This is a genomic window from Kitasatospora cathayae (assembly GCF_027627435.1).
GTDB classification, from domain to species: domain Bacteria; phylum Actinomycetota; class Actinomycetes; order Streptomycetales; family Streptomycetaceae; genus Kitasatospora; species Kitasatospora cathayae.
Map to the genome: position 1 here is coordinate 6,305,023 of NZ_CP115450.1, position 24,508 is coordinate 6,329,530.

A 24,508-nucleotide genomic window follows, 5' to 3' on the forward strand; every position below is an offset into this window, starting at 1 on the left:
GGGGCTCCTGAGTGAGTGTGCTCGACTCGATCATCGAAGGGGTCCGCGAGGACCTCGCCGAGCGGCAGGCCCGGGTCTCGCTGGACGAGCTCAAGGCGCTCGCGGCCAAGGCCCCGGAGGCCAAGGACGGCGTCGCCGCCCTCAAGGGCGACGGGGTCCGGGTGATCTGCGAGGTGAAGCGCTCCAGCCCGTCCAAGGGCGCGTTGGCCTCGATCGCCGACCCGGCCGCCCTGGCCCGCGACTACGCGGCCGGCGGTGCCGCCGCGATCAGCGTGCTGACCGAGCAGCGCCGCTTCGGCGGGTCGCTCGCCGACCTGGACGCGGTCCGCGCCGCGGTGGACACCCCGCTGTTGCGCAAGGACTTCATCGTCACCGCCTACCAGCTGTGGGAGGCCCGCGCGCACGGCGCCGACCTCGCCCTGCTGATCGTCGCCGCCCTCGAGCAGCCGGCCCTGGTGTCGCTGATCGAGCGCGCCGAGTCGATCGGCCTCACCCCGCTGGTCGAGGTGCACGACGAGGACGAGATCCAGCGCGCGGTGGACGCCGGGGCGCGGATCATCGGCGTCAACGCCCGCAACCTGAAGACCCTCGAGGTCGACCGCAGCACGTTCGAGAACGTCGTGCACGCCATCCCGGACGGCATCGTCAAGGTCGCCGAGTCCGGTGTGCGCGGCCCGCTGGACGTGATCAACTACGCCAATCTGGGGGCCGACGCGGTGCTGGTCGGCGAGTCGCTGGTGACCGGCAAGGACCCGCGGGCCGCGGTCGCCGACCTGGTCGCGGCCGGCGCCCACCCCGCCATCCGGCACAAGGACTGACCCGGACCCGATGAAGATCGCCACCCGACTCGCCCCCGGCTGCCGCCCGCGCGGCTGCCGCGCGCCCGCACGCCGGGTGCTGGGGCGCCGGGTGCGGTACGTGATCGGCTGCGAGCCGGGGCAGGTGCCGGGGCGGCGATGGCGCGTGACGCACGGCTGAACCAGCCGATCAGACGTCACCGTCATCCATCTCCGCAAGGGAAACCACCATGTCCGAGAAGGACTACCTGCCCGGCGCCCAGGTGCCGGACGCCCGCGGCTACTTCGGCGCGTACGGCGGCCGCTTCATCCCCGAGGCTCTGGTCGCCGCGGTCGAACAGGTCGCCGAGGAGTACGAGAAGGCCAAGTCAGACCCGGCCTTCGCCGCCGAGCTCGACGGGCTGCTGAAGGACTACACCGGCCGCCCGAGCCCGTTGACCGACGTCCACCGCTTCTCCGCCGAGGCGGGCGGCGCGCGCATCCTGCTCAAGCGCGAGGACCTCAACCACACCGGCTCGCACAAGATCAACAATGTGCTGGGCCAGGCCCTGCTCACCAAGCGGATGGGCAAGACCCGGATCATCGCCGAGACCGGCGCCGGCCAGCACGGCGTCGCCACCGCCACCGCCTGCGCCCTGTTCGGCTTCGACTGCACCATCTACATGGGCGAGGTCGACACCGAGCGCCAGGCGCTCAACGTCGCCCGGATGCGGATGCTCGGCGCCGAGGTGATCGCCGTCAAGTCCGGTAGCCGGACGCTCAAGGACGCCATCAACGAGGCCTTCCGCGACTGGGTCGCCAACGTCGACTCCACCCACTACCTGTTCGGGACCGTCGCCGGGCCGCACCCGTTCCCGATGATGGTCCGCGACTTCCACCGGATCATCGGCGTCGAGGCCCGGCAGCAGGTGCTCGACCGCACCGGGCGGCTGCCCGACGCGGTGGTCGCCTGCGTCGGCGGCGGCTCCAACGCGATGGGCATCTTCCACGAGTTCATCCCGGACACCGGAGTGCGGCTGATCGGCTGCGAGGCGGCCGGCGAGGGCGCCGACACCCCGAAGCACGCCGCCACCCTGACCAAGGGCGACCCGGGGGTGCTGCACGGCTCCCGGACGTACGTCCTGCAGGACGAGGACGGGCAGACCATCGAGTCGCACTCCATCTCGGCCGGCCTCGACTACCCGGGCGTCGGGCCGGAGCACGCCTGGCTGAAGGACACCGGACGGGCCGAGTACCGGCCGGTGACGGACGACGCGGCGATGCAGGCGCTGCGCCTGCTGTCCCGCACCGAGGGCATCATCCCGGCCATCGAGAGCGCCCACGCGCTCGCCGGAGCGCTGGACCTGGGCCGCGAGCTCGGGCCGGAGGCCATCATCCTGGTCTCGCTCTCCGGGCGCGGGGACAAGGACATGCACACCGCGGCCCAGTACTTCGGGCTGTACGACGAGCCGGCCGGCGGCCGGGCCGAGGGGGGCAAGTGATCATGGCTTCGAAGCTCACTGACATCCTGGCGGGCGCCAAGGCCGAGGGCCGGGCCGCGCTGATCGGCTACCTCCCGGCCGGCTTCCCCACCGTCGACGGCGGGATCCGGGCGGTCAACGCGCTGATCGAGGGCGGCTGCGACGTCGTCGAGATCGGCCTGCCGCACTCCGACCCGGTCCTGGACGGGGCCGTCATCCAGACCGCCGACGACATCGCGCTGCGCGGCGGCGTGCGGATCAAGGACGTGCTGCGCACCGTCCAGGAGGTCGCCACCGCGCACCCCGAGGCGGCGGTGCTGGTGATGACGTACTGGAACCCGGTCGACCGCTACGGTGTCGCGCGCTTCGCCGCGGACCTGGCCGCGGCGGGCGGGGCGGGCTGCATCCTGCCGGACCTGCCGGTGGAGGAGTCCGAGGAGTGGCGCAAGGCGGCGGACGTGCACGGGCTGGACACCGTGTTCGTGGTCGCCCCCAGCAGCAAGGACGCGCGGCTGGCCGAGGTCACGGCGGCGGGCAGCGGGTTCGTGTACGCGGCCGCGGTGATGGGGGTGACCGGCACCCGCTCGGCGGTCGGATCGCTGGCCGAGGACCTGGTCGCCCGGACCCGGGCCACCACGGACCTTCCGGTGTGCGTCGGACTCGGGGTCTCCAACGCGGAGCAGGCGGCGGAGGTCGCCCGGTTCGCGGACGGGGTGATCGTGGGATCGGCGTTCGTGCAGCGGATCCTCGCCGCGGGCGAGGACGAGGGCGCGGCGCTGGACGCGGTGCGGGCGCTGGCCGGTGAGCTGGCGGCCGGAGTGCGCAGGCGCTGACGCGCGGCCGATGTGACGGCCCGCCACCCCTCGACGGGGGTGGCGGGCCGTTCCGCTTCCCGGGCGCGGATCACCGCCGTCAGCCTCGGGGCGGCCCCGAACGAGTGAACAGCGGCGGCGACACGCATCAGGCGGGATTGACCGGCGTTGACTGGAGGGACGAGTGCACGGACCACGTGCACGGGGGTTGCCGAGCGAACGAAGGGGTGAGCGCCGGTGGCGGGTCTTCATCGGGCCGTGCTGCTGCGGGCGGCGGCCGCCGCGCTGGCCCTGGGGGCCGCGGTCGGCGCGCACACCGAGGTGGGGCAGGCGCTGGCCAGGCGCGGGGCCGAGCGGGCGGAGCGGGACGCGGTGGCCTGCGCCCAGGCGGCGCGCTGGGACGCGGCCGAGCGGGCCGCCCGGGCACAGCACGACGGGCACCCGGAGCTGTTCGATCCGATGCGGATGCCGGGGTGCCGGTGACGAAGGAGTGTTCGGGGAAACCGAACGTAACATCACTCGTCCGACGTAATTCCCGAATCCGGAGGAACCGCCCTCCATCCCTTACGGTTCGTCAGGGAGTGAACGAGTTTCCCGACGGGGGTTCCCTGATGGCGGGCCCGGCAGCGCAGCCCGGTGATCCCGCGCTCGAGTCGGCGGCGCGGTGGCCGGAGCCGGCCTGGAGCGCGTGGGCGGGCACGGCCGTGCGGCTCGGCCTGGCGGTGGTCTGGGGGTGGGCCGGGCTGGCCAAGACCGCCGATCCGGCGGAGGCCGCCCAGGCGGTCCGGGCGTACGAGATCCTGCCCGAGGGCCTGGTCAAGCCGATCGGCTACGGGCTGCCCTTCCTGGAGCTGGCACTCGCCCTGCTGCTGGTGATCGGGCTCGGGGTCCGGCTGGTCGCCGGGGTCTGCGCACTGCTGCTGCTCACCTTCATCACCGGGATCGCCTCGGCCTGGGCGCGCGGCATCTCGATCGACTGCGGCTGCTTCGGCGGCGGCGGGCACGTCGACGCCTCGCAGACCGAGTACCTGCAGGAGATCCTGCGCGACACCGGGTTCCTGTTGCTGGCCGGGTGGCTGCTGTGGCGGCCCCGCACCCGGCTCTCGGCCGACGGCTGGCTGGCGAGCTGACCCGTCCGGCCATTCCCGTCCCCGCACCCGACGAAGGCCCCCGACCGTGGATGTCAAGGCAATGAGCGAGAAGAACCGAGAAGGCAAGCGCACCGCCCGCGAGCGGATGCTGGAGCAGCGGGCGGCCGAACGGGCCTCCTCCCGGCGCAGGAAGAAGCTGATCGTCGGCGGGTCAGTGCTCGCGGTGATCGCCGCCGCGGCGATCACCGGCGTCCTGGTGCAGAACCAGCGCTCCAAGCCCGAGACCCCGGCCGCCGCCCCGGCCGGGACGATCGGCGACAAGAACCTGGTGATCCCGGTCGGCGCGAGCAACGCGCCCTCCGTCCTCACGGTGTACGAGGACCCCCGCTGCCCGGCCTGCGGCATCTTCGAGCGCGAGTTCTCGGCGACCATCGACCAGCTGGAGGACGCCGGGAAGATCTACACCAACGCCCACATCGTGTCGTTCATCGACCGCGCGGTGCCGGGCAAGGGCTCCAAGAACGGCGCCAACGCCCTGGCCTGCGCCCAGGACGCCGGGCACTTCCGGGACTTCCACGACGTGCTGTACCGCAACCAGCCGGACGAGACCAACGACGCCTTCGGCAACAAGGCGGTCCTGCTCAACCTGGCGAAGCAGGTGGACGGCCTGGACACGCCCGAGTTCCAGGCCTGCGTCAACGACAACAAGTACGGCGGGTGGGTGTCGTCGGTGCAGCAGGACTTCGACAAGTCCAGCTACAAGTCGACCCCGACCGTGCTGCTCAACGGCAAGCCGATCTTCCCGAAGAACGGCGACGAGGAGATCACCCCGGCCAACCTGGTGAAGTGGGTGGACGCCGCCAACCAGGGCAAGCAGCTGGGCACGGCGGGCTCGCACGGGCAGACCCCGGCGCCCACCGCCGCCGCTTCGGAGGCCAACAACCCGTCACCGACGGCCGGCTGAGCCGCCCCGCCGCCGTCGCCCCCTTCCGCCGGGAGGGGGCGGCGGCGTCCGTTGTTCGGTTTCTGTGACCCCGGGGGTGTCCGAAGCGGACGCCGGACCCTGTAGCGTCGGAACTGCCATGGATATCGCCTACATTCCCAGCCCGTCGCGGGGCGTCCTGTACCTCGGACCGATCCCGCTGCGCGCCTACGCCTTCTGCATCATCCTCGGTGTCGTCGCCGCCGTCTGGCTCGGCAGCAAGCGCTGGGTCGCCCGGGGCGGTGCCAAGCACACCGTCGGGGACATCGCCGTCTGGGCCGTGCCCTTCGGCCTGGTCGGTGGCCGGCTGTACCACGTGATCACCGACCACCAGCTGTACTTCGGCGAGGGGAAGAACCCCTGGAACGCCTTCAAGATCTGGGAGGGCGGCCTCGGGATCTGGGGCGCGGTCGCGCTGGGCGCGGTCGGCGCCTGGATCGGCTGCCGCCGCCGGGGCGTGCCGCTGCCCGCGTACGCCGACGCCATCGCGCCGGGCATCGTGCTCGCGCAGGCGATGGGCCGCTGGGGCAACTACTTCAACCAGGAGCTGTACGGGCGGGCGACCACGCTGCCGTGGGGCCTGGAGATCCACAAGACGCTGCCCGACGGCACGGTCGTGAACGGCGTCTTCCACCCGACCTTCCTGTACGAGTCGATCTGGGACGTGGCCGTCGCGCTGCTGGTGATCTGGGCGGACCGGCGCTGGAAGCTGGGGCACGGCCGGGCCTTCGCCGTGTACGTGGCCGCGTACACGGTGGGTCGTTTCTGGACCGAGTGGCTGAGGATCGACGAGGCGCACGTCTACTTCGGGCTGCGGCTCAACGACTGGACGTCGATCGTGGTGTTCATCGGCGCCGTGGTGTACTTCGTGATCGTCGGGAAGAAGCGGCCCGGGCGCGAGGACCCGGCGAGCATCGACCCCGCGGCGCACGTCGAGGCGGAGCAGGCCGAGGGGAAGGCGGCCGGGGAGAAGTCCACGGGCGAGAAGCCGAGCGAGACGGTGGACGGGGAGAAGCCGTCCCGGATCGTGGACGGGGACGCGGACCCGGAAGCGGCCCCGGAATCGGCCGTCACGGCCGCCGAGAAGACCGGCGAGGACGCCAAGAACCCCATCTGAGCAGGCACTTCCGCTGACTGAGGCTGCCCTTCGCGAGGCTTGCGAAGGGCAGCCTCAGCATCGTTCGGGAAGCCTTGTCTTGCTGGAAATGCCCAGGTCAAGCGGGCTACCGTCAGGGTGCGACGAACCTGACGAGGGGAACAGAACCGTGACTGCGAGCACCCTGGAAGCCGAGCCCGCCCAGCACCCGCGGATACCCGCGCCCGACCACCACCGGGACGTCAACGGCGGCTGGCTGCGGCCCGCGGTGTTCGGCGCGGTGGACGGCCTGGTGTCCAACTTCGCCCTGATGACCGGCGTGGTCGGCGGGGCGGTGTCCAACGGCACGGTGATCCTGACCGGGCTGGCGGGCCTGGCGGCCGGCGCCTGCTCGATGGCGGCGGGGGAGTACACCTCGGTGGCCTCGCAGCGGGAGCTGGTGCAGGCCGAGATAGAGGCCGAGCGGCTGGAGCTGAGCCGCAACCCGCACGGCGAGCTGGCCGAGCTGGCGCAGCTGTACGTCTCGCGCGGGGTGGAGCCGGAGCTCGCCCACGAGGTGGCCCGGCAGCTGTCCCGAGACCCGGAGCTGGCGCTGGAGATCCACGCCCGGGAGGAGCTGGGGATCGACCCCACCGACCTGCCGTCCCCGCTGGTCGCGGCCGGCTCGTCCTTCCTGTGCTTCGCGCTCGGCGCGCTGCTGCCGCTGCTGCCCTACCTGCTGGGGGCCACCTCGCTGCTGCCCGCGCTGGTGCTGGCCGCGCTCGGGCTGTTCGGCTGCGGCGCGGTGGTGGCCCGGGTGACGGCGCGCAGCTGGTGGTTCAGCGGGCTGCGGCAGCTGGTGCTGGGCGGGGCCGCGGCCGGGGTGACGTACCTGCTGGGGTGGCTGATCGGCGGGCACGTCGGGTAGCCGCGGCGCGGTCCCGGGTATCTACAGCACTGCATGACTATGCCGGGCAGTGCGTGACGTTTCACACATGGACGTCGCGCGCTGCCCGGCATCGTCTCATCATCCGGCGCTCGGAGCCGCGGATTCGCATCCGTCGGCCCCGGTCCTGGAATGGATTCCCAGGCGTCCGTGATCGGCTCATGTGGCGATCAGATTTCGCCCCTGTTTCAGGCCGTGGGTGGTTGGGCACAATCGTCGGGACGTGCGCTGTGGCACGTCCTCTTCCTCCAGCCCCTGACCTGCGCTCCGTCCCGCCATGTGGACGGCATATTCCGCTTCTCGGGATCCTGGGCATCATGGAAACTGCACCACCACCGCACCATCGCATCAGGGCCAACGTCGTCCCTACTTGCACCGACTTGCCGAAAGACGACGACGGGAGAGCCGATGCTGTCTGCATCCATGCACTCCGCCAACGAGCCCCAGGCCGGCGCCGCCCGCCAGCCGTACGCGCTCGTGCCGGATGCGCGACCTGCTGCTCAGGGCCTGTACGACCCGCGAAACGAGCACGACGCCTGTGGCGTCGGTTTCGTCGCCACGCTGACCGGCATCGCCGACCACACGATCGTCGAGCAGGCGCTGAACGTCCTGCGCAACCTGGAGCACCGCGGCGCCACCGGCGCCGAGCCGGACTCCGGTGACGGCGCCGGCATCCTCACCCAGATCCCGGACGCCTTCCTGCGCACCAAGGTCGAGTTCGAGCTCCCGGCCGCCGGCTCCTACGCCGTCGGCATCGCCTTCCTGCCCGACGAGGACGGCGCCGACGCCGCCGCAGTCGCGCAGATCGAGGAGATCGCGGCCCAGGAGGGACTGACCGTCCTCGGCTGGCGCGACGTGCCGGTCACCCCGGACCTGCTCGGCGCCACCGCGCGCAGCGTGATGCCGCGGTTCCGGCAGCTCTTCCTGGGCCACGGCGAGAGGGCCGGCATCGAGCTGGACCGCATCGCGTTCGTGGTCCGCAAGCGGGCCGAGCGCGAGGCCGGGGTGTACTTCCCGTCGCTGTCCGCCCGCACCATCGTCTACAAGGGCATGCTGACCACCGGCCAGCTGGAGCCCTTCTTCCCCGACCTGTCGGACCGCAGCTACGCGTCCGCCATCGGCCTGGTGCACTCGCGGTTCTCCACCAACACCTTCCCGAGCTGGCCGCTCGCCCACCCGTACCGCTTCGTCGCCCACAACGGCGAGATCAACACGGTCAAGGGCAACCGCAACTGGATGCGCGCCCGGGAGTCCCAGCTCGCCACCGACCTGATCCCGGCCAACAAGAACGGGCAGGGTCTCAGCCGGATCTTCCCGATCTGCACCCCGGACCACTCCGACTCCGCCTCCTTCGACGAGGTCCTGGAGCTGCTCCACCTCGGCGGCCGCTCGCTGCCGCACTCGGTGCTGATGATGATCCCGGAGGCGTGGGAGAACCACGCCACCATGGACCCGGCCCGCCGCGCCTTCTACCAGTACCACTCCAACCTGATGGAGCCCTGGGACGGCCCGGCCTGCGTCACCTTCACCGACGGCACCCGGATCGGCGCCGTGCTCGACCGCAACGGCCTGCGCCCGGCCCGCTACTGGGTCACCGAGGACGGCCTGGTGGTGCTCTCCTCCGAGGTCGGCGTCCTCGACATCGACCAGCAGAAGGTGGTCCAGAAGGGCCGCCTGCAGCCCGGCAAGATGTTCCTGGTCTGCCTCAACGAGAACCGGATCGTCCCGGACGAGGAGATCAAGGCCGCCCTGGCCGCCGAGCACCCCTACGAGGAGTGGGTCACCGGCGGGCAGATCCAGCTCGCCAAGCTCCCCGAGCGCGAGCACATCGCCCACACCCACGCCTCCGTCACCCGCCGCCAGCAGACCTTCGGCTACACCGAGGAGGAGCTGCGCGTCATCCTCGCCCCGATGGCCCGCACCGGCGCCGAGGCCCTCGGCTCGATGGGCACCGACTCGCCGATCGCCGCCCTGAGCGAGAAGCCGCGCCTGCTGTTCGACTACTTCGTGCAGCTCTTCGCGCAGGTCACCAACCCGCCGCTGGACGCCATCCGCGAGGAACTCGTCACCTCGCTGCTGTCCAACCTCGGCCCCGAGGGCAACCTGCTGACCGCCGAGGCCGCCTCCTGCCGCTCGGTCGGCATCACCTTCCCGGTGATCGACAACGACGAGCTCGCCAAGCTCGTCCACATCAACGCCGACGGCGACCAGCCCGGACTCAAGGCCGTCACCCTGTCCGGCCTCTACAAGGTCGCCAGCGGCGGCGAGGGCCTGGCCGCGCGCCTCGCCGAGATAGCCGCCGAGGCCGACGCCGCGATCGCCGACGGCGCCCGGATCATCGTGCTCTCCGACCGGCACTCCGACGCCGAGCACGCCCCGATCCCCTCGCTGCTGCTCACCTCCGCCATCCACCACCACCTGATCCGCACCAAGCAGCGCACCCAGGTGTCGCTGCTGGTCGAGGCCGGCGACGTCCGCGAGGTGCACCACGTCGCCCTGCTGATCGGCTACGGCGCCGGCGCGGTCAACCCGTACCTGGCCATGGAGTCGGTCGAGGACCTCGTCGCCCAGGGGGTGTTCATCGAGGGCGTCGAGCCCGAGAAGGCGATCAAGAACCTGATCAAGGCGCTCGGCAAGGGCGTGCTCAAGGTGATGTCCAAGATGGGCATCTCCACCGTCGCCTCCTACCGCGGCGCCCAGGTCTTCGAGGCCATCGGCCTCTCCCAGGACCTGGTCGACGGCTACTTCGCCGGCACCACCACCAAGCTCGGCGGCATCGGCCTGGAGGAGATCGCCAAGGAGACCGCCGCCCGGCACGCCAAGGCCTACCCGGCCTCCGGCATCCCCGCCGCCCACCGCGCGCTGGAGATCGGCGGCGAGTACCAGTGGCGCCGCGAGGGCGAGCCGCACCTGTTCGACCCGGACACCGTCTTCCGGCTGCAGCACTCCACCCGCAACCGCCGGTACGACATCTTCAAGCAGTACACCGACCGGGTGAACGAGCAGTCCGAGCGCCTGATGACCCTGCGCGGCCTGTTCCAGCTGGACGGCCTCGGCCGGGAGCCGATCCCGGTCGACGAGGTCGAGCCGGTCTCCGAGATCGTCAAGCGCTTCTCCACCGGCGCCATGTCCTACGGCTCGATCTCCCGCGAGGCCCACGAGACCCTCGCCATCGCGATGAACCGCCTCGGCGGCAAGTCCAACACCGGCGAGGGCGGCGAGGACCCGGACCGCCTGTACGACCCCGAGCGCCGCTCGGCGATCAAGCAGGTCGCCTCCGGCCGGTTCGGCGTCACCTCCGAGTACCTGGTCAACGCCGACGACATCCAGATCAAGATGGCCCAGGGCGCCAAGCCCGGCGAGGGCGGCCAGCTGCCCGGCCACAAGGTCTACCCGTGGGTCGCCAGGACCCGGCACTCCACCCCGGGCGTCGGCCTGATCTCCCCTCCGCCGCACCACGACATCTACTCGATCGAGGACCTGGCGCAGCTGATCCACGACCTCAAGAACGCCAACCCGGCGGCCCGCATCCACGTGAAGCTGGTGTCGGAAGTCGGCGTCGGCACGGTCGCGGCGGGTGTCTCCAAGGCGCACGCCGACGTGGTCCTGGTGTCAGGGCACGACGGTGGTACCGGCGCCTCGCCGCTCACCTCGCTCAAGCACGCCGGCGGCCCCTGGGAGCTCGGCCTCGCCGAGACCCAGCAGACCCTGCTGCTCAACGGGCTGCGCGACCGCATCGTGGTCCAGACCGACGGCCAGCTGAAGACCGGCCGCGACGTCGTCATCGCCGCGCTGCTCGGCGCCGAGGAGTTCGGCTTCGCCACCGCCCCGCTGGTCGTCTCCGGCTGCATCATGATGCGCGTCTGCCACCTGGACACCTGCCCGGTCGGCGTCGCCACCCAGAACCCGGTGCTGCGCGAACGCTTCTCCGGCAAGCCCGAATTCGTGGTCAACTTCTTCGAGTTCATCGCCGAGGAGGTCCGGGAGATCCTGGCCTCGCTGGGCTTCCGCTCGATCGAGGAGGCCGTCGGCCACGCCGAGCACATCGACGCCCGGGCCGCGATCGACCACTGGAAGGCCGCCGGACTCGACCTGGCCCCGCTGTTCCACGTGCCCGAGCTGCCCGAGGGCACCGCCCGGCACCGCACCACCAGCCAGGACCACGCGCTCGACAAGGCCCTCGACAACCAGCTGATCGAGCTGGCCCAGGACGCCCTGGAGCGCGGCGAGTCGGTCCGCCTCGAGCTGCCGATCCGCAACGTCAACCGCACCGTCGGCACCATGCTCGGCCACGAGGTGACCAAGCGGTACCGCGGCGAGGGCCTGCCGGAGGGGACCATCGACGTCACCTTCACCGGCTCCGCCGGGCAGTCCTTCGGCGCCTTCGTGCCCAAGGGGATCACCCTGCGACTGGAGGGCGACGCCAACGACTACGTCGGCAAGGGCCTCTCGGGCGGCGTGATCGTCGTGCGCCCGGCGCGCGAGGCCGCGGCCATCGGCAACGACGCCCAGAACCACGTCATCGCCGGCAACACCATCGGCTACGGCGCCACCTCCGGCCGGATCCACCTGCGCGGCAAGGCCGGTGAGCGCTTCGCCGTCCGCAACTCCGGCGCCACCCTCGTCGTCGAGGGCGTCGGCGACCACGGCCTGGAGTACATGACCGGCGGCCGGGTCGTCATCCTCGGCGAGACCGGACGCAACCTCGCGGCCGGCATGTCCGGCGGCATCGCGTACGTCCTGGACCTGCGCCCCGCCAACGTCAACGACGGCATGGTGGGCATCGAGGCCCCCACCGCCGCCGACCGCGACTGGCTGCGCGAAACCGTGCAGCAGCACTACGAGGAGACCGGCTCCACCGTCGCCGCCGAGCTCCTGGCCGACTGGGGCAGCGGCGTCTCCCGCTTCTCCAAGATCATGCCGACCGACTACAAGGCAGTGCTCGCCGCCAAGGACGCCGCTGAGCGCGATGGCCTCTCCGAGGCCGAGACCACTCGCAAGATGATGGAGGCGGCACATGGCTGACCCCAAGGGCTTCCTGACCACGCCCAAGCAGCTGGCCGAGCGCCGGCCCGTGGACGTTCGCATCCGGGACTGGAACGAGGTCTACGTCGAGCGCAGCCTCCTGCCGATCATCACCAAGCAGGCCGGCCGCTGCATGGACTGCGGCATCCCGTTCTGCCACAACGGCTGCCCGCTCGGGAACCTCATCCCCGAGTGGAACGACCTCGCCTACCGCGACGACTTCACCGGCGCCATCGAGCGCCTGCACGCCACCAACAACTTCCCGGAGTTCACCGGGCGGCTGTGCCCGGCGCCCTGCGAGTCGGCCTGCGTGCTCGGCATCAACCAGGACGCGGTGACCATCAAGAACGTCGAGGTCACCATCATCGACAAGGCCTGGGACCGCGGCGGGGTCACCCCGCAGGTCCCCGAGCGGCTCTCCGGCAAGACCGTCGCCGTCGTCGGCTCCGGCCCGGCCGGCCTGGCCGCCGCCCAGCAGCTCACCCGGGCCGGACACACCGTGGTGGTGTACGAGCGCGCCGACCGCATCGGCGGCCTGCTGCGCTACGGCATCCCCGAGTTCAAGATGGAGAAGCGCCACATCAACCGCCGCATCGAACAGATGCGCGCGGAGGGCACCCGGTTCCGCACCGGCGTGCACGTCGGCGAGGACATCACCGGGCAGCAGCTGCGCGAGCGCTTCGACGCCGTCGTCGTCGCCGCCGGCGCCACCACCGCCCGCGACCTGCCGGTGCCCGGACGCGAGCTCAAGGGCGTCCACCAGGCCATGGAGTACCTGCCGCTGGCCAACAAGGTGCAGGAGGGCGACCTCGTCGACTCGCCGATCAGCGCCAAGGGCAAGCACGTCGTCGTCATCGGCGGCGGCGACACCGGCGCCGACTGCGTCGGCACCGCCCACCGCCAGGGCGCCCTCTCGGTCACCCAGCTGGAGATCATGCCCCGCCCCGGCGAGGACCGCCCCGGGCACCAGCCCTGGCCCACCATGCCGATGACCTACAAGGTCACCTCCGCGCACGAGGAGGGCGGCGAGCGGGTCTACTCCGTCAACACCACGGGTCTGAGCGGCGACGAGGACGGCAACGTCCAGGAACTGCACCTCGTCGAGGTCGAGTTCAAGGACGGCCGGTTCGAGCCCGTGCCCGGCACCGAGCGGACCATCCCCGCCCAGCTGGTCACCCTCGCCATGGGCTTCACCGGGACGGACGTCAAGAACGGCCTGGTCGAGCAGCTGGGAGTGGACCTCGACGCGCGCGGTAACATTGCCCGCGACGGCCGGTTCGCCACCAATGTCGATGGCGTGTACGTCTGCGGAGACGCCGGCCGAGGCCAGTCGCTGATCGTCTGGGCCATCGCGGAGGGCCGCTCGGCCGCAGCCGCGGTGGACAAGTACCTGGGCGGCAAGACCCCGCTCCCCGCCCCGATCCGGCCCACCGACCGCCCGCTGGCGGTCTGACGGGCCCCGACGGTCCCCGACCGGCCCCACCCCGAACCCCCGGCGCCGCATCGCCGGGAGCTCAACCCGCTGCCCCCGCCAGCGTCGCCGGGCCAACGCGGTCTCCTGGCGTCCGCCCTCTTCCCCGACCAGTTGGAGGGCGGGCGCCGTCGCGTGCCCGTCCCCGCACCCGTTCCCGCACGTTTCCCCGCCCTTCGCGGGCGCTTCGCACGCGCTCCCAGGCGCTTCTCACGAACGCTCTCACCCGCCTCTTACCAGCGCTCCCACCTGCGCTCGAGCCCGCGCCCCGAAGGGCGGCTCCCAGCTTCCTCCCAGGCTTCGCACAGCGGCCGGAAAGCGCACCGGAACGGGCTGTTGTTCGTCGGTGCCAGGTGGCAGACTGCCGCCGACGGCCGGGGGGCTGCGCGAGTGCGGAGGTTGACTTCGATGGGCACGACTCAGGCAGGCGGAGGCGCCACCGTACGGCGCCTGCTGCTCGGCAGCCAGCTGCGCAAGCTCCGCGAGTCCAGAGGCGTCAGCCGCGAGGAGGCCGGATACTCGATCCGCGCCTCCGAATCCAAGATCAGCCGGATGGAACTCGGCCGGGTCGGCTTCAAGGAACGCGACGTCGCCGACCTGCTCACCCTCTACGGCGTCGACGCCGAACAGGAACGCGCCAACGTGCTCGGCCTCGTCCGGGAAGCCAACGCCACCTCCTGGTGGCACGACTACGGCGACGTCCTGCCCGCCTGGTTCCAGAACTACCTCGGGCTCGAGGAATCCGCCGCCGAGATCCTCAGCTACGAGGTCCAGTTCGTCCACGGGCTGCTGCAGACCGCCGACTACGCCCGCGCCGTCATCGCCGCCGGCCCCCACGGCCTCCCCGACCAGGAGATCGAACGCCGGGTCGAGGTGCGCCGCAAGCGCCAGGACCTGCTCACCGCCGACCACCCGCCCCAGCTGCTCGCCGTCCTCGACGAGGCCGCGCTGCGCCGCCCCTGGGGCGGCCCCGAGCTGATGCGCGGCCAGCTCGACACGCTGCTCGAACTCTCCGAACTGCCCAACGTGCGGCTGCAGGTGCGCCCGCTCGGCGGCGCCGCGCTGGGCGCCGAGAGCGGCGCGTTCAGCGTGCTCGGCTTCAACGAGGCCGAACTCGCCGACGTGGTCTACCTGGAGCAGTTCACCACCGCGCTCTACGTCGACAAGCCCGCCGAGGTCGCCTCCTACCGGCAGGCGATGGACGGGCTGCTCGCCGAGAGTCTCGAGCCCGGACCGACCCGCGATCTTCTGCACTCCGTACGCCAAGAGCTTTGACACATCAGTACGATGAGCTCCCATCAGGTCGGGCACGAGAGGGAACAGATGTCGTACTTCTCCGAGTTGGCGCTGCAGTTCATCGACGGCGAATGGTGCGGCGGCGGCGGCTCCTGGGACATCGTCGACGTCGACCCGTACACCGGTGACAAGCTGGCCACCATCACCGTGGCCACCGTCGCCGAGGTCGACCGGGCCTACCGGGCCGCCGAGCGCGCCCAGCGCGGCTGGGCCGCCACCAACCCGTACCAGCGCCGGCTGGTCTTCGAGCGCGCGCTGCGGCTGGTCGAGGAGCGCGAGGACGAGATCGTCCGGGCGATCACGGCCGAACTCGGCGGCACCGCGCTCAAGGCCGGCTTCGAACTGTCCCTGGTCAAGGACGTGCTGCGGGAGTGCCTGCACCTGTCGGTGGCCTCCGAGGGGCGGCTGCTGCCCTCGACCGCGCCGGGCAAGGAGAACCGCCTCCACCGGCTGCCGGTCGGCGTGGTCGGCGTGATCAGCCCGTTCAACTTCCCGCTGTTCCTGGCCCTCAAGGCCGTCGCCCCGGCGCTCGCGCTCGGCAACGGCGTGGTGCTCAAGCCGCACCAGGAGACCCCGATCGTCGGCGGCAGCCTGATCGCCAAGCTCTTCGAGGACGCCGGCCTGCCCCCCGGCCTGCTGAACGTGGTCATCACCGACATCGCGGAGATCGGCGACAGCTTCATCGAGCACCCGGTGCCCAAGGTGATCTCCTTCACCGGCTCCGACCAGGTCGGCCGGCACGTCGCCACCGTCGCCGCCGCCCACTTCAAGCGGACGGTGCTGGAACTCGGCGGCAACAGCGCGCTGATCGTGCTGGACGACGCCGACCTCGACTACGCCGTCGACGCGGCCGTGTTCAGCCGCTTCGTCCACCAGGGCCAGGTCTGCATGGCCGCCAACCGGGTGCTGGTCGACCGCAGCGTGCTCGCCGAGTTCACCGAGAAGTTCGTCGCGAAGACCGCCTCGCTGACCGTCGGCGACCCCAGGGACCCGGCCACCCACATCGGCCCGCTGATCAACGCCGTCCAGGCCGACGCGATCAAGGCCCAGGTCGACCAGGCGATCGCCGCCGGCGCCACCGCGCTGCTGCGCGGCGAGACGGTGGGAAGTCTGATGGCGCCCACCGTGCTCACCGACCTGGCCCAGGACGCGCCCATCCTGCAGCGCGAACTCTTCGGCCCGGTGGCGCTGCTGGTGCCCTTCGACGGCGAGGACGAGGCCGTCCGGATCGCCAACGACACGCCCTTCGGGCTCAGCGGCGCGGTGCACACCGCGGACCTCGAACGCGGGGTGCGGATCGCCCAGCGGATCGAGACCGGCATGGTCCACGTCAACGGCGGGACCATCGCGGACGAGCCCGGGGTGCCGTTCGGCGGGGAGAAGAACTCCGGGGTCGGACGGCTCAACGGGGAGTCCACGGTGGACGCCTTCACCACGGTGAAGTGGATCTCGGTGCAGCACGGGCGGGCGCCGTTCCCGTTCTAGAGCCGCCCGGCTACGCGGCGCGGGCCTCCCGGCGGTAGCCGCCGGGAGCCTGGCCGAACTCCCGCTTGAACGCCTTCGCGAAGGCGTACTCCGAGCCGTACCCGGTCTGCGCGGCCACCGCCGTCAGCGGCGCCTCCGACTCGCGCAGCAGCCGGGCGGCGGTGGTCATCCGCCAGCGGGTCAGGTACGCCATCGGCGGCTCGCCCACCATCGAGGTGAAGCGGCGGGCGAAGGCGGCCCGGGACAGGCCCGCCCGGTCCGCCAGGGACTCCACCGTCCACGCGGTCGCCGGGGCCTCGTGGATGGCCGTCAGGGCGGGCGCCACCGCGGCGTCGCGCAGCGCCGCCGCCCAGCCCGCGGCGGTCGCGGCGGGCTGGTCCTCGAACCAGGCCCGCAGCACGTACAGCAGCAGCGAGTCGATCAGCGCCGGGACGATCCCGACCGAGCCGATCCGCGGATTCTCCAGCTCGGCGCCCAACAGCTGGACGGCGGCGGCCAGTTCGGGATGCCGGCCGTGCCGGGTCGGCAGGTGGATCAGGGCCGGCAGCTGGCGGACCATCGGATGCGGACGGCCCTGGTCCAGGTGGTAGTTGCCGCACAGCAGGCTGGTGCGGGCGCCGTCGCCGCCGAGCGTCAGGGTCCCGATCGGCGAGCCGCCGTCGACCCGGCAGGACTCGGCGCCCACCGGCGGGGTGTCCGGGTGGTCGGCCAGCACGTGGCCCCGGCCGTCCCGCAGGAAGACGACGTCCCCGGGGCTGAGCGGGACGGGCTCACCGGCCGCGGCCGGGTCGACCGGGATCAGCCAGCAGGTGCCGTACAGCACCACGTGGAAGCCGGCCCCGGCCACCGGGGGCAGCCGCAGGGCCCACGGCGCCCGGCCCTCGGTGCGCACGGACGCGGGGTGCGCCGTGCGCATCGAGGCCAGCGCCTCGGTCAGGATGTCCATCGTCCGCCCCCGGGATCGTGGCTGGTGCAACGGTCAGTCCGTGGTGAGGACGACCTTGCCCTGGACGGTACCGGAACCGACCAGGTCGTGGGCCTTCGCGGCCTCGGCGAGCGGGAACGCCGCGGCGATGTGCGGGCGGATCCGGCCCTCGTCCACCAGGGCGGCGATCGCCTCCAGCGCGGCGTAGTCGGGCTCGACCGAGACGCCCGCGAAGCGCCGTCCGGCGGCCTCGATCGCGGCGATCAGCTCCTGGTTCCAGTGCTCCATGATGCTGACCAGGGTGCCGCCCGGCTTCAGCACCTCCAGGGCGCGGGTGCCCTCGGAGGAGGAGTCGAAGACGATGTCGACGTCCCGGACCGCCTCGGTGTAGTCGGTGGTCCGGTAGTCGATCACCTCGTCGGCGCCGATCTCCTTGAGGAAGGCGTGCTTGGGCTCGCTGGCGAGGGCGATCACGTACGCGCCGCGGGCCTTGGCGATCTGCACCGCGAGGTGGCCGACGCCGCCGGCCGCACGGTGGATCAGCACCCGGTCGCCCTTCTTGACGTCGGCGAGGTCCACCAGGCCCTGCCAGGCGGTCAGCGCGGCCAGCGGCAGCGCGGCGGCCTGGACGTGGTCCAGCGAGGCGGGCTTGCGGGCCAGCTGGCGGGACGGCGCGGCCACGTACTCGGCGTAGGCGCCGGCGGCGCGCGGGAAGAACGGCATCCCGTACACCTCCTCGCCCACCCGGTAGCGGGCGCCCGGCCCCACCTCCTCGACCACCCCGGAGACGTCCCAGCCCACCGTGAACGGCGGCTCGCCCAGCAGCGGGAACGCCCCCGACCGCACCGCCACGTCCACCGGGTTCACCCCGGCGGCCTTCACCCGCACCAGCACCTCGCCGCTGAGCGGCTTCGGGCGCTCCACCTCGGCCAGCTCCATGACCTCGGGGCCGCCGAACTCCTGCTGCACGATCGCGCGCATTGTCTTCTCCCTCATACCGGTTCAACACCGGCCCCGTGTGGGGCGGTTCTCGATGTGCTCAACGGTAGGGAGATCGGGCGAGCGGATGAATATCCTCCAGTCTCGGCTGGATGTCCGATCGTCTCGCGGCGGGAGCGGATCAGGCGGGGTAGCGGACGAGGGCGTCGGTGGCGAGCTCGAAGTCGAAGGGGGCCGGGATCGGCACGCGGTCGCCGAACTTGCCGTGCCACTGCTGGTGGTAGCCGCCGTCGGAGAGATCCGAGTAGAGGGTGATGTCGCCCTCACGCGGGTCGATCAGGAGGTAGAGCGGGATGCCCATCAGTGGGTAGTCACGGACCTTGCCGACGACGTCGTTCTCGGGGTTCGACGGGGAGACGATCTCGACGGCGATGGCGGCCTGCTCGGCGGGGGTCGGGTTGCCGCCGAGCTCCACGGCTGAGAGCGGGAAGTAGGTCAGGTCGGGGTTGCGCAGTGTGCCTGCGGCCCGGGAGACGAGGTCGGTGTTCTCGCTCGGCATGAGGCCGGCGGGGCAGTGCGCGTCGAACTGCTCGCGGACGAACAGCAGATTGCGCTGGATGAGCAGACACGGGGTCGCCGTGATGACGATCGCATCGCCCGACACCTCGACCTTCCAGCCCTCGGGCGGGTTCAGAGTTCGGGCGTACGAGAGGAGTCGGTGGTTCAACTCGACCATGTGGAGCATGATCTCACCACCGGGGAACGGCGAGGCGCCGCCGGATCGACTGACGACCCGGCGGCGCCTCGGTGGCGTGTGACTAGAACACCGGCTGGCCGGCGCGGACCAGGCGCCAGGAGTTGGTGAAGAAGTCGGCGGGGTCGATGACGCCCTTGGCCTTGACCCAGGCGATCATGGTGTTGCGGATCTCGTCGGAGTTCGACCAGACCGCCTTGGCGGTGGCGACGTGCGGGAAGTTGCCGCCGCCGTTGGCGCGGTAGTTGTTGACCGCGAGGACGAACTGGGCGGTCGGGTCGATCGGCTTGCCCTGGAAGCTGAGGTTGACGATCCGGCTGCCCTTGGGCTGGGAGACGTCGATGTCGTAGCTCAGGCCGTAGACCGAGTCGTAGTTGTAGTCCGGGGTGTCCTCGGCGTTGGTCAAGGTGTCCTTGTTCACCGGGGCGCCCACGGCGAGCTGGTTGTAGTACTTGGCCGAGAACTCCAGGTAGTCCTTGAGCTGGGCGCCCGTCAGGATGCGGGCCTCCAGGGTGTTCTCGTAGATGTACAGGCCGGCGGCGTCGCGCAGCTTGACCTGGCCGGCCGGGATCAGCGCGGTGCGGTTGAACGGGGCGGCCTGGGCCACAACGGGCAGGTTGGCGTACTGCCCGCCCGCCAACGCGGCCTTCACTGCGTCGGCCTGGACCCTGCCGATCAGGTCGACGATCGGGGTGGCCTTGAACCGGGCGTCGGCGATCGACAGCTCGATCTTGCTGGTGCCGATGTTCTGGTTGACGTACGCCACGACCTTCTTGTGCTGGTCGAGGATGGCGTTGCTGATCTCCGGGTTCTCCGGCACGGTGTTGGAGTTCAGCACCCGGGCGGAGACCGAGGCGACCTTCCAGTGGCCGTCGGCGAACTCGACCTCGAAGTCGAAGCAGCTCAGGCGCTGGCCCCAGCACAGCGGCTCGGAGAGCACGACCGTCTTCCCGGTCTTCTTGTTGACGATGAGGCGCTGGGCGACCTCCTTGTGGGTGTGACCCACCAGCACCGCGTCGATGTCCGGGACGGTCGCGGCCATCTCGCCGGAGGCGTCCTCGGGCCAGGGGAGCTGGTCGCCGTAGGTGGTGGCCTCGTCGATGCCGGAGTGGGCGGAGACCACGATGACGTCGGCGCCGGCGGCCTTCATCCGGGGCACGTACTTGGCGGCGGTCTCGACGATGCCCGGGAAGACCATCTTGCCGGCGACGTTGGCCTTGTCCCAGATCGCGATGCCGGGGTTGGTGAGGCCGAGGATGCCGACCTTGATCGGGGTGTCCTCGTCCAGCCACACCTCCTTGATCACGTACGGCTTGAAGGCGGGCTTCTCGTTCTTCGCGTGCAGCGCGTTGGCGCCCAGCAGCGGGAACTCCAGCTGGTCCTCGAAGGCCTTCACGGTGGGGATGCCGTAGTTGAACTCGTGGTTGCCGAGCGCGGCGGCGTCGTAGCCCATGAGGTTCATGGCGACGGCCATCGGGTGGTCCGGCACGTTGTCGCCGTCGGTGGCGATCGGCTCGATCCGGGCGTAGTAGTAGGTCAGCTGGGTGCCCTGGATGATGTCGCCCGAGTCGATGAGCAGGCAGCGGTCCCAGCCCTTGTCCTCGCGGACCTGGTTGGCCAGGGTGGAGATCTTGGCGAGGCCGACCGCGTTGTGGGCCTTGTCGACGTACTCGGCGTCGGTGAAGTAGTCCCAGTTGAGCACCCGGCCGTGCAGGTCGGTGGTGCCCATCACGGTGAAGGACTGGCGGTGGGGCTTGCGCTTGTTGCCCTTGGCGGCCGCCGTGTCCGGCTCGGCGGCCGCGGCGGCGGGGGCGGCGGCGACGACGGCTCCGCCGGCCAGGGCGGCGCCGGCGGCGGTGGCTGCGGACCGGGTGACGAAGTCACGGCGGTTCAGGGACATGAACGACTCTCCCGAGTGGGAACGACGGCGAATGGACCGTCAACTTGTGTACGTACGAAGTGCGTGGCGCGCCCGCGGATGCGGTGACGCGCGTAGAGGGACGCGCGTAGAAGTGTGCCGTGCGGGCCGGGCCGCTGGATAGCCCTCGGACGTTTCCAACAGGTGAGATCTTGGCGACTCGTTCGTGACCGGGATGGGCGGGGGAGGGGGTGGTATGGGGCGGGACGGGCGATTTCCGGCCACTCCGAAGATCGCTCAGAGCTCGGCCGAGAGCTGCTTCACTTCGCGGCCCAACTCCGCAGCAGGGTCCGGCGCGTCCGGGCCCGCCCACGGCAGCCAGGTCCGGGCCCGCAGGTAGCCGTCCACCGCGACCGGCAGGCCGTGCCGCACGATCGGGTCGGCCGCCGGACCGGGCCCGGTCTCGCGCAACGCCGCCAGCAGGGCGTCCACCCCGGCCGAGGCGGGCAGCGGGACGGACTCCAGGTAGGCGGCGAGCACCTCCAGTTCGGGATCGGTCGGCGGAGACGGAGGCGGCGGCGGGGGCGGGGACGGCGGCGGCGGCGGGGCCGGCGCCAGCAGCGCGCCGGCGCCGTACAGCCCCGCCACCACCGCCGGCCACCAACCCCCGCCCAGCCCCACGAAGTGCAGCCCCAGCCCGACGGCGCCGCCCCCGCAGCCGACCAGGTTCCGGGTCGACTCCAGGTAGCGCAGCACCCGCCGGCCGTACCCGTCACTGGTAGCCACGGATCTCCTCGAACACCCCGTCCAGCGAACCGCCGCCGTCGAACAGCTTGCCGCCGCTCACGTCCGCGATCCCCTGCAGCTGACCCACCGCCGCCTCGCCGAACTTGATCGGGAACACCGGGATCGCCTTCTCGGCGGCCGGCAGCGCGTCGTGGAAGCGCCGGAAGTCGCCGTCGGTCGCGCCCTGGTTGCTCTCCCCGTCCGTCATCAGCACGATCGAGGTGAACCGGTCGTCGCCCGACGCCCTCTGCTGCTCCTCGATCACCCGGTACGCCTGCTCCAACGAGTCGTACAGCGCCGTGCCGCCCTCCGCCCGCAGCGACCGCACGTCGGCGTCGATCGACGCCAGCTCCGCCTCCGGGCCCGGCCGGCCGCCCGAGGGCGGCACCACGTGCGTCCTCGTCCACTTCACCTGCGAGGCGAAGGAGATCAGCGTCACCTCCTCACGGTCCCGGAACCGGCGCACCCCGCGGGTGTCGTCCGTACCCGTCAGCCGGCCCAGCGCCGCCTTCAACGCGTCCAGCCGCGCGCCCTCCATCGAACCCGAGGTGTCCAGCACGTACACCGTCCTCGACGGGCGGCGCAGCTCGTTCTGGTACGAGGCCAACAGGCCGTCCGCCACCGCCCGCGTCCCCGGGAACGGCAGTTCACGACGACGGTCCGTGGACAGCCCCGCCGCCGGGGACGCACCCGCCGTCACCGGGCGGCGCAGCGTCAGCTCCGAGATGCGCTTCTGCACGTCCTCCTTCAGCAGGTAGCCGGTCAGCCGCTGGAAGGAGTCGCGCTCGCCCTGCCCCGAGGAGGACAGCAGCGACAGCGGGTAGTCCGCCGAGACCACGCCGTCCACCGGGCGCACCACCGTCAGCCGCTGCTCCGGCGGCAGGGTCCGGTTCATCGACAGCAGCACCGACTCGTAGTTCACCAGCGCGCCGACCCTGCCCGGCTCGGCCCGCGCGTACGCCTGCGCCAGCCAGCCCGAGGAACCGGAGGTCAGCTTCTGGCCGGTGAAGAACTGCTTCAGCTGCGGCGTCGCCTTCTGCACGTCCGCCTCGGTCAGCGCCGCCCCCGCCCCGGAGAACGCCGAGGCCACCGCGACCAGCGCGGAGAAGCCCGAGTTGGAGCGCGAAGGATCGGACATCCCGTACGACAGCCTCCCGGCCGCGGCCGCGTCCCCGATCTGCGCCCAGGTGACCTTCGAACCGTCGCCCCAGCCGAGGTCGCCGAGGACCGAGGAACGCACCCCGACGGCCACCGGGGAGACCATCACCGGGGTCTCCGACAGCACCTTGGACCGTCCGGTCGGATCCAGGCGCAGGTACTGGTCGGACGGGAACCAGACCGCGTCGTACTTGCCGTCCGCCCGGCCCGAGGAGACCGTGTCCGCGCCGTCCAGGGTGCCGGTGAAGGCCAGCTGCACCGTCACCCCGGTCGCCTTGCGGGCGTCGTCCAGGACCGGCTGCAGGTCCTGCAGTTCACTGCCGGCCAGGACGCGCAGCACCCCGGGGCGCGCGGTCTCGGCGAGCGAGTCGGACGGGTTCGGGTGCGGCGCGGGGGCGGACGAGGAGGAGGTGCAGGCGGTCGCCGCGGCGAGCACCGCGGCCAGCACCGCGGTCAGCCGACTGCGACGGGTGGTCGGGACGTTCACTTCGGGCTCCCCTTGGCCGCCGCGGTCAGTTTGAGCAGGTTGTCCAGGGACGGCACGGGCGACTGCTTGACCTTCGCCGCGTTCAGGTCCTGGGCGAAGGCCGGCTGCTTGCTGCCCTTCACCAGTTCGGCGAAGGCACCCGGGCGGGCCTGCGGGCGGAAACCGAACCTGGCCTCCAGGGCACGCAGCGCGTCGTCGTCCTGAAGCAGGGCGGCCAGCTTCCTGCCGTTCTCGGTGCGGGCGATGATGGTGTGGTCGGAGTAGACCGTGGTGTCCGGGTACATCACCACCGTGTCGCCGGCCGACTGGCCCTGCGCCGTCAGCGCGGCGACCTGGGACTCGTACCCGAACAACAGCGGATTGCCGACTCCCGCCTGGAAGTCCCGGAACGGCTCGTCGCTGCTGCTCTTCTGGCCGCCCTGCATCGCGGTCGCCTGGTGCAGCACGGGCCGGGCGGCTTCGATGCCCGCGTCGTCCGACACCACTTGGTGGTCGTTCAGGACGTACGACAGCAGGGCGACGTACAGCGCACCGGAGGAGGAACTCTCCGGATCAGTCGTGGTGATGTAGATCGGCCCGGCCAGGTCGCCGTGGCCCTCGGTGTTCGTCAGGTCCTGCCACCTGCGGTTCGCCTTCAGGTCGTTGACGTACTCGTCCATCTTGAACGTCCAGACGCCCGAATCGTCCTGTGCCGCCAGCTTGTTGTCCCGGAGGATCTGCGCGACCGGCGCGTGCGCCACCAACACCAGCGGCGAGTAGAACGGCACCAGCGGGGAGTCCTGCTGCCCCCAGTTGCGCTGGATCTCGCGGGCCGGCGCGGTGCTCGCCGGGAAGGCGAAGTCCAGCCCGGAGTTGCTCTTCGCCTGCTCGCTCATCGTCCAGGAACCGGTCGAATCGGCGTGCACCTCCAGGCCCTGCCGCGCCAACTCGGCCTTCACCTCGGGGCTTTCGAAGAACGCCCGCTTCTCCGAACCGATCAGCCCGGTGACCGTGACCGTCTTCCGCGGTTCCGGACCGTCGTCCGGGACCAGTGCGTACGTCACCCCGCCCAGCAGGGCCAGGGCGGCGAGCACCCCCAGAGCGCGTCTCATGCCGAGCGCCTCCCCCTCGTCGCTCCCACCCCCGGGCGCGGTCACCCGGGGGTGACGAGCGTCCCGCCGG

The 24,508-nt window shown here is 71.6% G+C and carries 20 protein-coding genes; 13 read left to right on the forward strand and 7 right to left on the reverse strand.

Annotation, left to right across the window (positions count from 1 at the left end):
- Nucleotides 1-11 precede the first annotated feature (11 nt).
- From trpC to O1G21_RS28275, 13 genes are all read left to right on the forward strand, one after another.
- Nucleotides 12-818, forward strand: coding sequence for an indole-3-glycerol phosphate synthase TrpC (gene trpC / locus O1G21_RS28215; RefSeq protein WP_270147612.1), 807 nt, complete (start codon nt 12-14; stop codon nt 816-818).
- A 10-nt stretch (nt 819-828) separates the two neighbouring features.
- Nucleotides 829-978: a tryptophan biosynthesis modulator TrpM gene (trpM, locus tag O1G21_RS28220; RefSeq protein ID WP_167395798.1), complete on the forward strand. Its 150-nt coding sequence runs from the start codon at nt 829-831 to the stop codon at nt 976-978.
- A gap of 49 nt (nt 979-1,027) precedes the next feature.
- Complete coding sequence (trpB, locus tag O1G21_RS28225) at nt 1,028-2,278, forward strand: tryptophan synthase subunit beta (RefSeq protein ID WP_270147615.1); 1,251 nt, start codon at nt 1,028-1,030, stop codon at nt 2,276-2,278.
- Nucleotides 2,279-2,280: 2 nt separating this feature from the next.
- Nucleotides 2,281-3,090 carry a tryptophan synthase subunit alpha gene (gene trpA / locus O1G21_RS28230; RefSeq protein ID WP_270147617.1) on the forward strand — a complete coding sequence of 270 codons (810 nt, stop codon included), beginning with the start codon at nt 2,281-2,283 and terminating at the stop codon, nt 3,088-3,090.
- A gap of 216 nt (nt 3,091-3,306) precedes the next feature.
- Nucleotides 3,307-3,552 carry a hypothetical protein gene (locus O1G21_RS28235; protein ID WP_270147618.1) on the forward strand — a complete coding sequence of 82 codons (246 nt, stop codon included), beginning with the start codon at nt 3,307-3,309 and terminating at the stop codon, nt 3,550-3,552.
- Nucleotides 3,553-3,650: 98 nt separating this feature from the next.
- On the forward strand, nt 3,651-4,199 hold the full coding sequence (locus O1G21_RS28240) for a MauE/DoxX family redox-associated membrane protein (protein ID WP_270147620.1): 549 nt from the start codon (nt 3,651-3,653) through the stop codon (nt 4,197-4,199).
- 61 nt (nt 4,200-4,260) lie between these two features.
- Nucleotides 4,261-5,124: a DsbA family protein gene (locus O1G21_RS28245; RefSeq protein ID WP_270147621.1), complete on the forward strand. Its 864-nt coding sequence runs from the start codon at nt 4,261-4,263 to the stop codon at nt 5,122-5,124.
- Nucleotides 5,125-5,242: 118 nt separating this feature from the next.
- Nucleotides 5,243-6,259 (forward strand): prolipoprotein diacylglyceryl transferase, encoded by a 1,017-nt coding sequence (gene lgt, locus O1G21_RS28250; RefSeq protein ID WP_270147622.1) that lies wholly within the window; start codon nt 5,243-5,245, stop codon nt 6,257-6,259.
- Between the two features lie 163 nt (nt 6,260-6,422).
- The gene (locus O1G21_RS28255) at nt 6,423-7,145 is read left to right on the forward strand and encodes a VIT1/CCC1 transporter family protein (protein WP_270151307.1); all 723 of its coding nucleotides are present in this window, start codon (nt 6,423-6,425) and stop codon (nt 7,143-7,145) included.
- A 441-nt stretch (nt 7,146-7,586) separates the two neighbouring features.
- A complete protein-coding gene (gltB, locus tag O1G21_RS28260) occupies nt 7,587-12,188 on the forward strand; it encodes a glutamate synthase large subunit (RefSeq protein WP_270151309.1) in 4,602 nt (1,533 codons plus the stop codon).
- On the forward strand, nt 12,181-13,641 hold the full coding sequence (locus O1G21_RS28265; RefSeq protein ID WP_270147624.1) for a glutamate synthase subunit beta: 1,461 nt from the start codon (nt 12,181-12,183) through the stop codon (nt 13,639-13,641). Before gltB ends, O1G21_RS28265 begins: the two co-directional genes overlap by 8 nt.
- Nucleotides 13,642-14,067: 426 nt before the next feature.
- Nucleotides 14,068-14,934: a helix-turn-helix domain-containing protein gene (locus O1G21_RS28270; RefSeq protein WP_270147625.1), complete on the forward strand. Its 867-nt coding sequence runs from the start codon at nt 14,068-14,070 to the stop codon at nt 14,932-14,934.
- Nucleotides 14,935-14,982: 48 nt separating this feature from the next.
- A complete protein-coding gene (locus tag O1G21_RS28275; RefSeq protein ID WP_270151310.1) occupies nt 14,983-16,440 on the forward strand; it encodes an aldehyde dehydrogenase family protein in 1,458 nt (485 codons plus the stop codon).
- A gap of 10 nt (nt 16,441-16,450) precedes the next feature.
- Here the strand turns inward: O1G21_RS28275 and O1G21_RS28280 are convergent, their stop codons facing one another.
- The 7 genes from O1G21_RS28280 to O1G21_RS28310 all read right to left on the reverse strand — a co-directional run bounded on the left by O1G21_RS28280 (nt 16,451) and on the right by O1G21_RS28310 (nt 24,438).
- Nucleotides 16,451-17,386 carry an AraC family transcriptional regulator gene (locus O1G21_RS28280; RefSeq protein ID WP_270147626.1) on the reverse strand — a complete coding sequence of 312 codons (936 nt, stop codon included), beginning with the start codon at nt 17,384-17,386 and terminating at the stop codon, nt 16,451-16,453.
- Between the two features lie 33 nt (nt 17,387-17,419).
- Nucleotides 17,420-18,346 (reverse strand): NADP-dependent oxidoreductase, encoded by a 927-nt coding sequence (locus O1G21_RS28285; protein WP_270147627.1) that lies wholly within the window; start codon nt 18,344-18,346, stop codon nt 17,420-17,422.
- Nucleotides 18,347-18,485: 139 nt separating this feature from the next.
- Nucleotides 18,486-19,040 carry a Uma2 family endonuclease gene (locus O1G21_RS28290; RefSeq protein WP_270147628.1) on the reverse strand — a complete coding sequence of 185 codons (555 nt, stop codon included), beginning with the start codon at nt 19,038-19,040 and terminating at the stop codon, nt 18,486-18,488.
- 82 nt (nt 19,041-19,122) lie between these two features.
- On the reverse strand, nt 19,123-20,958 hold the full coding sequence (locus tag O1G21_RS28295; RefSeq protein WP_270147629.1) for a bifunctional metallophosphatase/5'-nucleotidase: 1,836 nt from the start codon (nt 20,956-20,958) through the stop codon (nt 19,123-19,125).
- A 255-nt stretch (nt 20,959-21,213) separates the two neighbouring features.
- Entirely contained in the window at nt 21,214-21,702 is a 489-nt protein-coding gene (locus O1G21_RS28300) for a hypothetical protein (protein ID WP_270147630.1), read from the reverse strand.
- The gene (locus tag O1G21_RS28305; RefSeq protein WP_270147631.1) at nt 21,689-23,347 is read right to left on the reverse strand and encodes a VWA domain-containing protein; all 1,659 of its coding nucleotides are present in this window, start codon (nt 23,345-23,347) and stop codon (nt 21,689-21,691) included. Before O1G21_RS28305 ends, O1G21_RS28300 begins: the two co-directional genes overlap by 14 nt.
- Nucleotides 23,344-24,438, reverse strand: a complete 1,095-nt coding sequence (locus O1G21_RS28310) for a substrate-binding domain-containing protein (protein WP_270147632.1) — start codon at nt 24,436-24,438, stop codon at nt 23,344-23,346. Before O1G21_RS28310 ends, O1G21_RS28305 begins: the two co-directional genes overlap by 4 nt.
- Nucleotides 24,439-24,508: the final 70 nt, after the last annotated feature.

Bases quoted from the DNA above. Each gene is read 5' to 3' on its own strand.
- trpA (WP_270147617.1), top strand. From the start codon at position 2,281: ATGGCTTCGAAGCTCACTGACATCCTGGCGGGCGCCAAGGCCGAGGGC.
- gltB (WP_270151309.1), top strand. From the start codon at position 7,587: ATGCACTCCGCCAACGAGCCCCAGGCCGGCGCCGCCCGCCAGCCGTAC.
- O1G21_RS28295 (WP_270147629.1), bottom strand. From the start codon at position 20,958: ATGTCCCTGAACCGCCGTGACTTCGTCACCCGGTCCGCAGCCACCGCC.
- O1G21_RS28265 (WP_270147624.1), top strand. From the start codon at position 12,181: ATGGCTGACCCCAAGGGCTTCCTGACCACGCCCAAGCAGCTGGCCGAG.
- O1G21_RS28245 (WP_270147621.1), top strand. From the start codon at position 4,261: ATGAGCGAGAAGAACCGAGAAGGCAAGCGCACCGCCCGCGAGCGGATG.
- O1G21_RS28275 (WP_270151310.1), top strand. From the start codon at position 14,983: ATGTCGTACTTCTCCGAGTTGGCGCTGCAGTTCATCGACGGCGAATGG.
- O1G21_RS28285 (WP_270147627.1), bottom strand. From the start codon at position 18,346: ATGCGCGCGATCGTGCAGCAGGAGTTCGGCGGCCCCGAGGTCATGGAG.
- O1G21_RS28270 (WP_270147625.1), top strand. From the start codon at position 14,068: ATGGGCACGACTCAGGCAGGCGGAGGCGCCACCGTACGGCGCCTGCTG.
- trpB (WP_270147615.1), top strand. From the start codon at position 1,028: ATGTCCGAGAAGGACTACCTGCCCGGCGCCCAGGTGCCGGACGCCCGC.
- trpM (WP_167395798.1), top strand. From the start codon at position 829: ATGAAGATCGCCACCCGACTCGCCCCCGGCTGCCGCCCGCGCGGCTGC.
- O1G21_RS28290 (WP_270147628.1), bottom strand. From the start codon at position 19,040: ATGGTCGAGTTGAACCACCGACTCCTCTCGTACGCCCGAACTCTGAAC.
- O1G21_RS28310 (WP_270147632.1), bottom strand. From the start codon at position 24,438: ATGAGACGCGCTCTGGGGGTGCTCGCCGCCCTGGCCCTGCTGGGCGGG.
- O1G21_RS28280 (WP_270147626.1), bottom strand. From the start codon at position 17,386: ATGGACATCCTGACCGAGGCGCTGGCCTCGATGCGCACGGCGCACCCC.
- lgt (WP_270147622.1), top strand. From the start codon at position 5,243: ATGGATATCGCCTACATTCCCAGCCCGTCGCGGGGCGTCCTGTACCTC.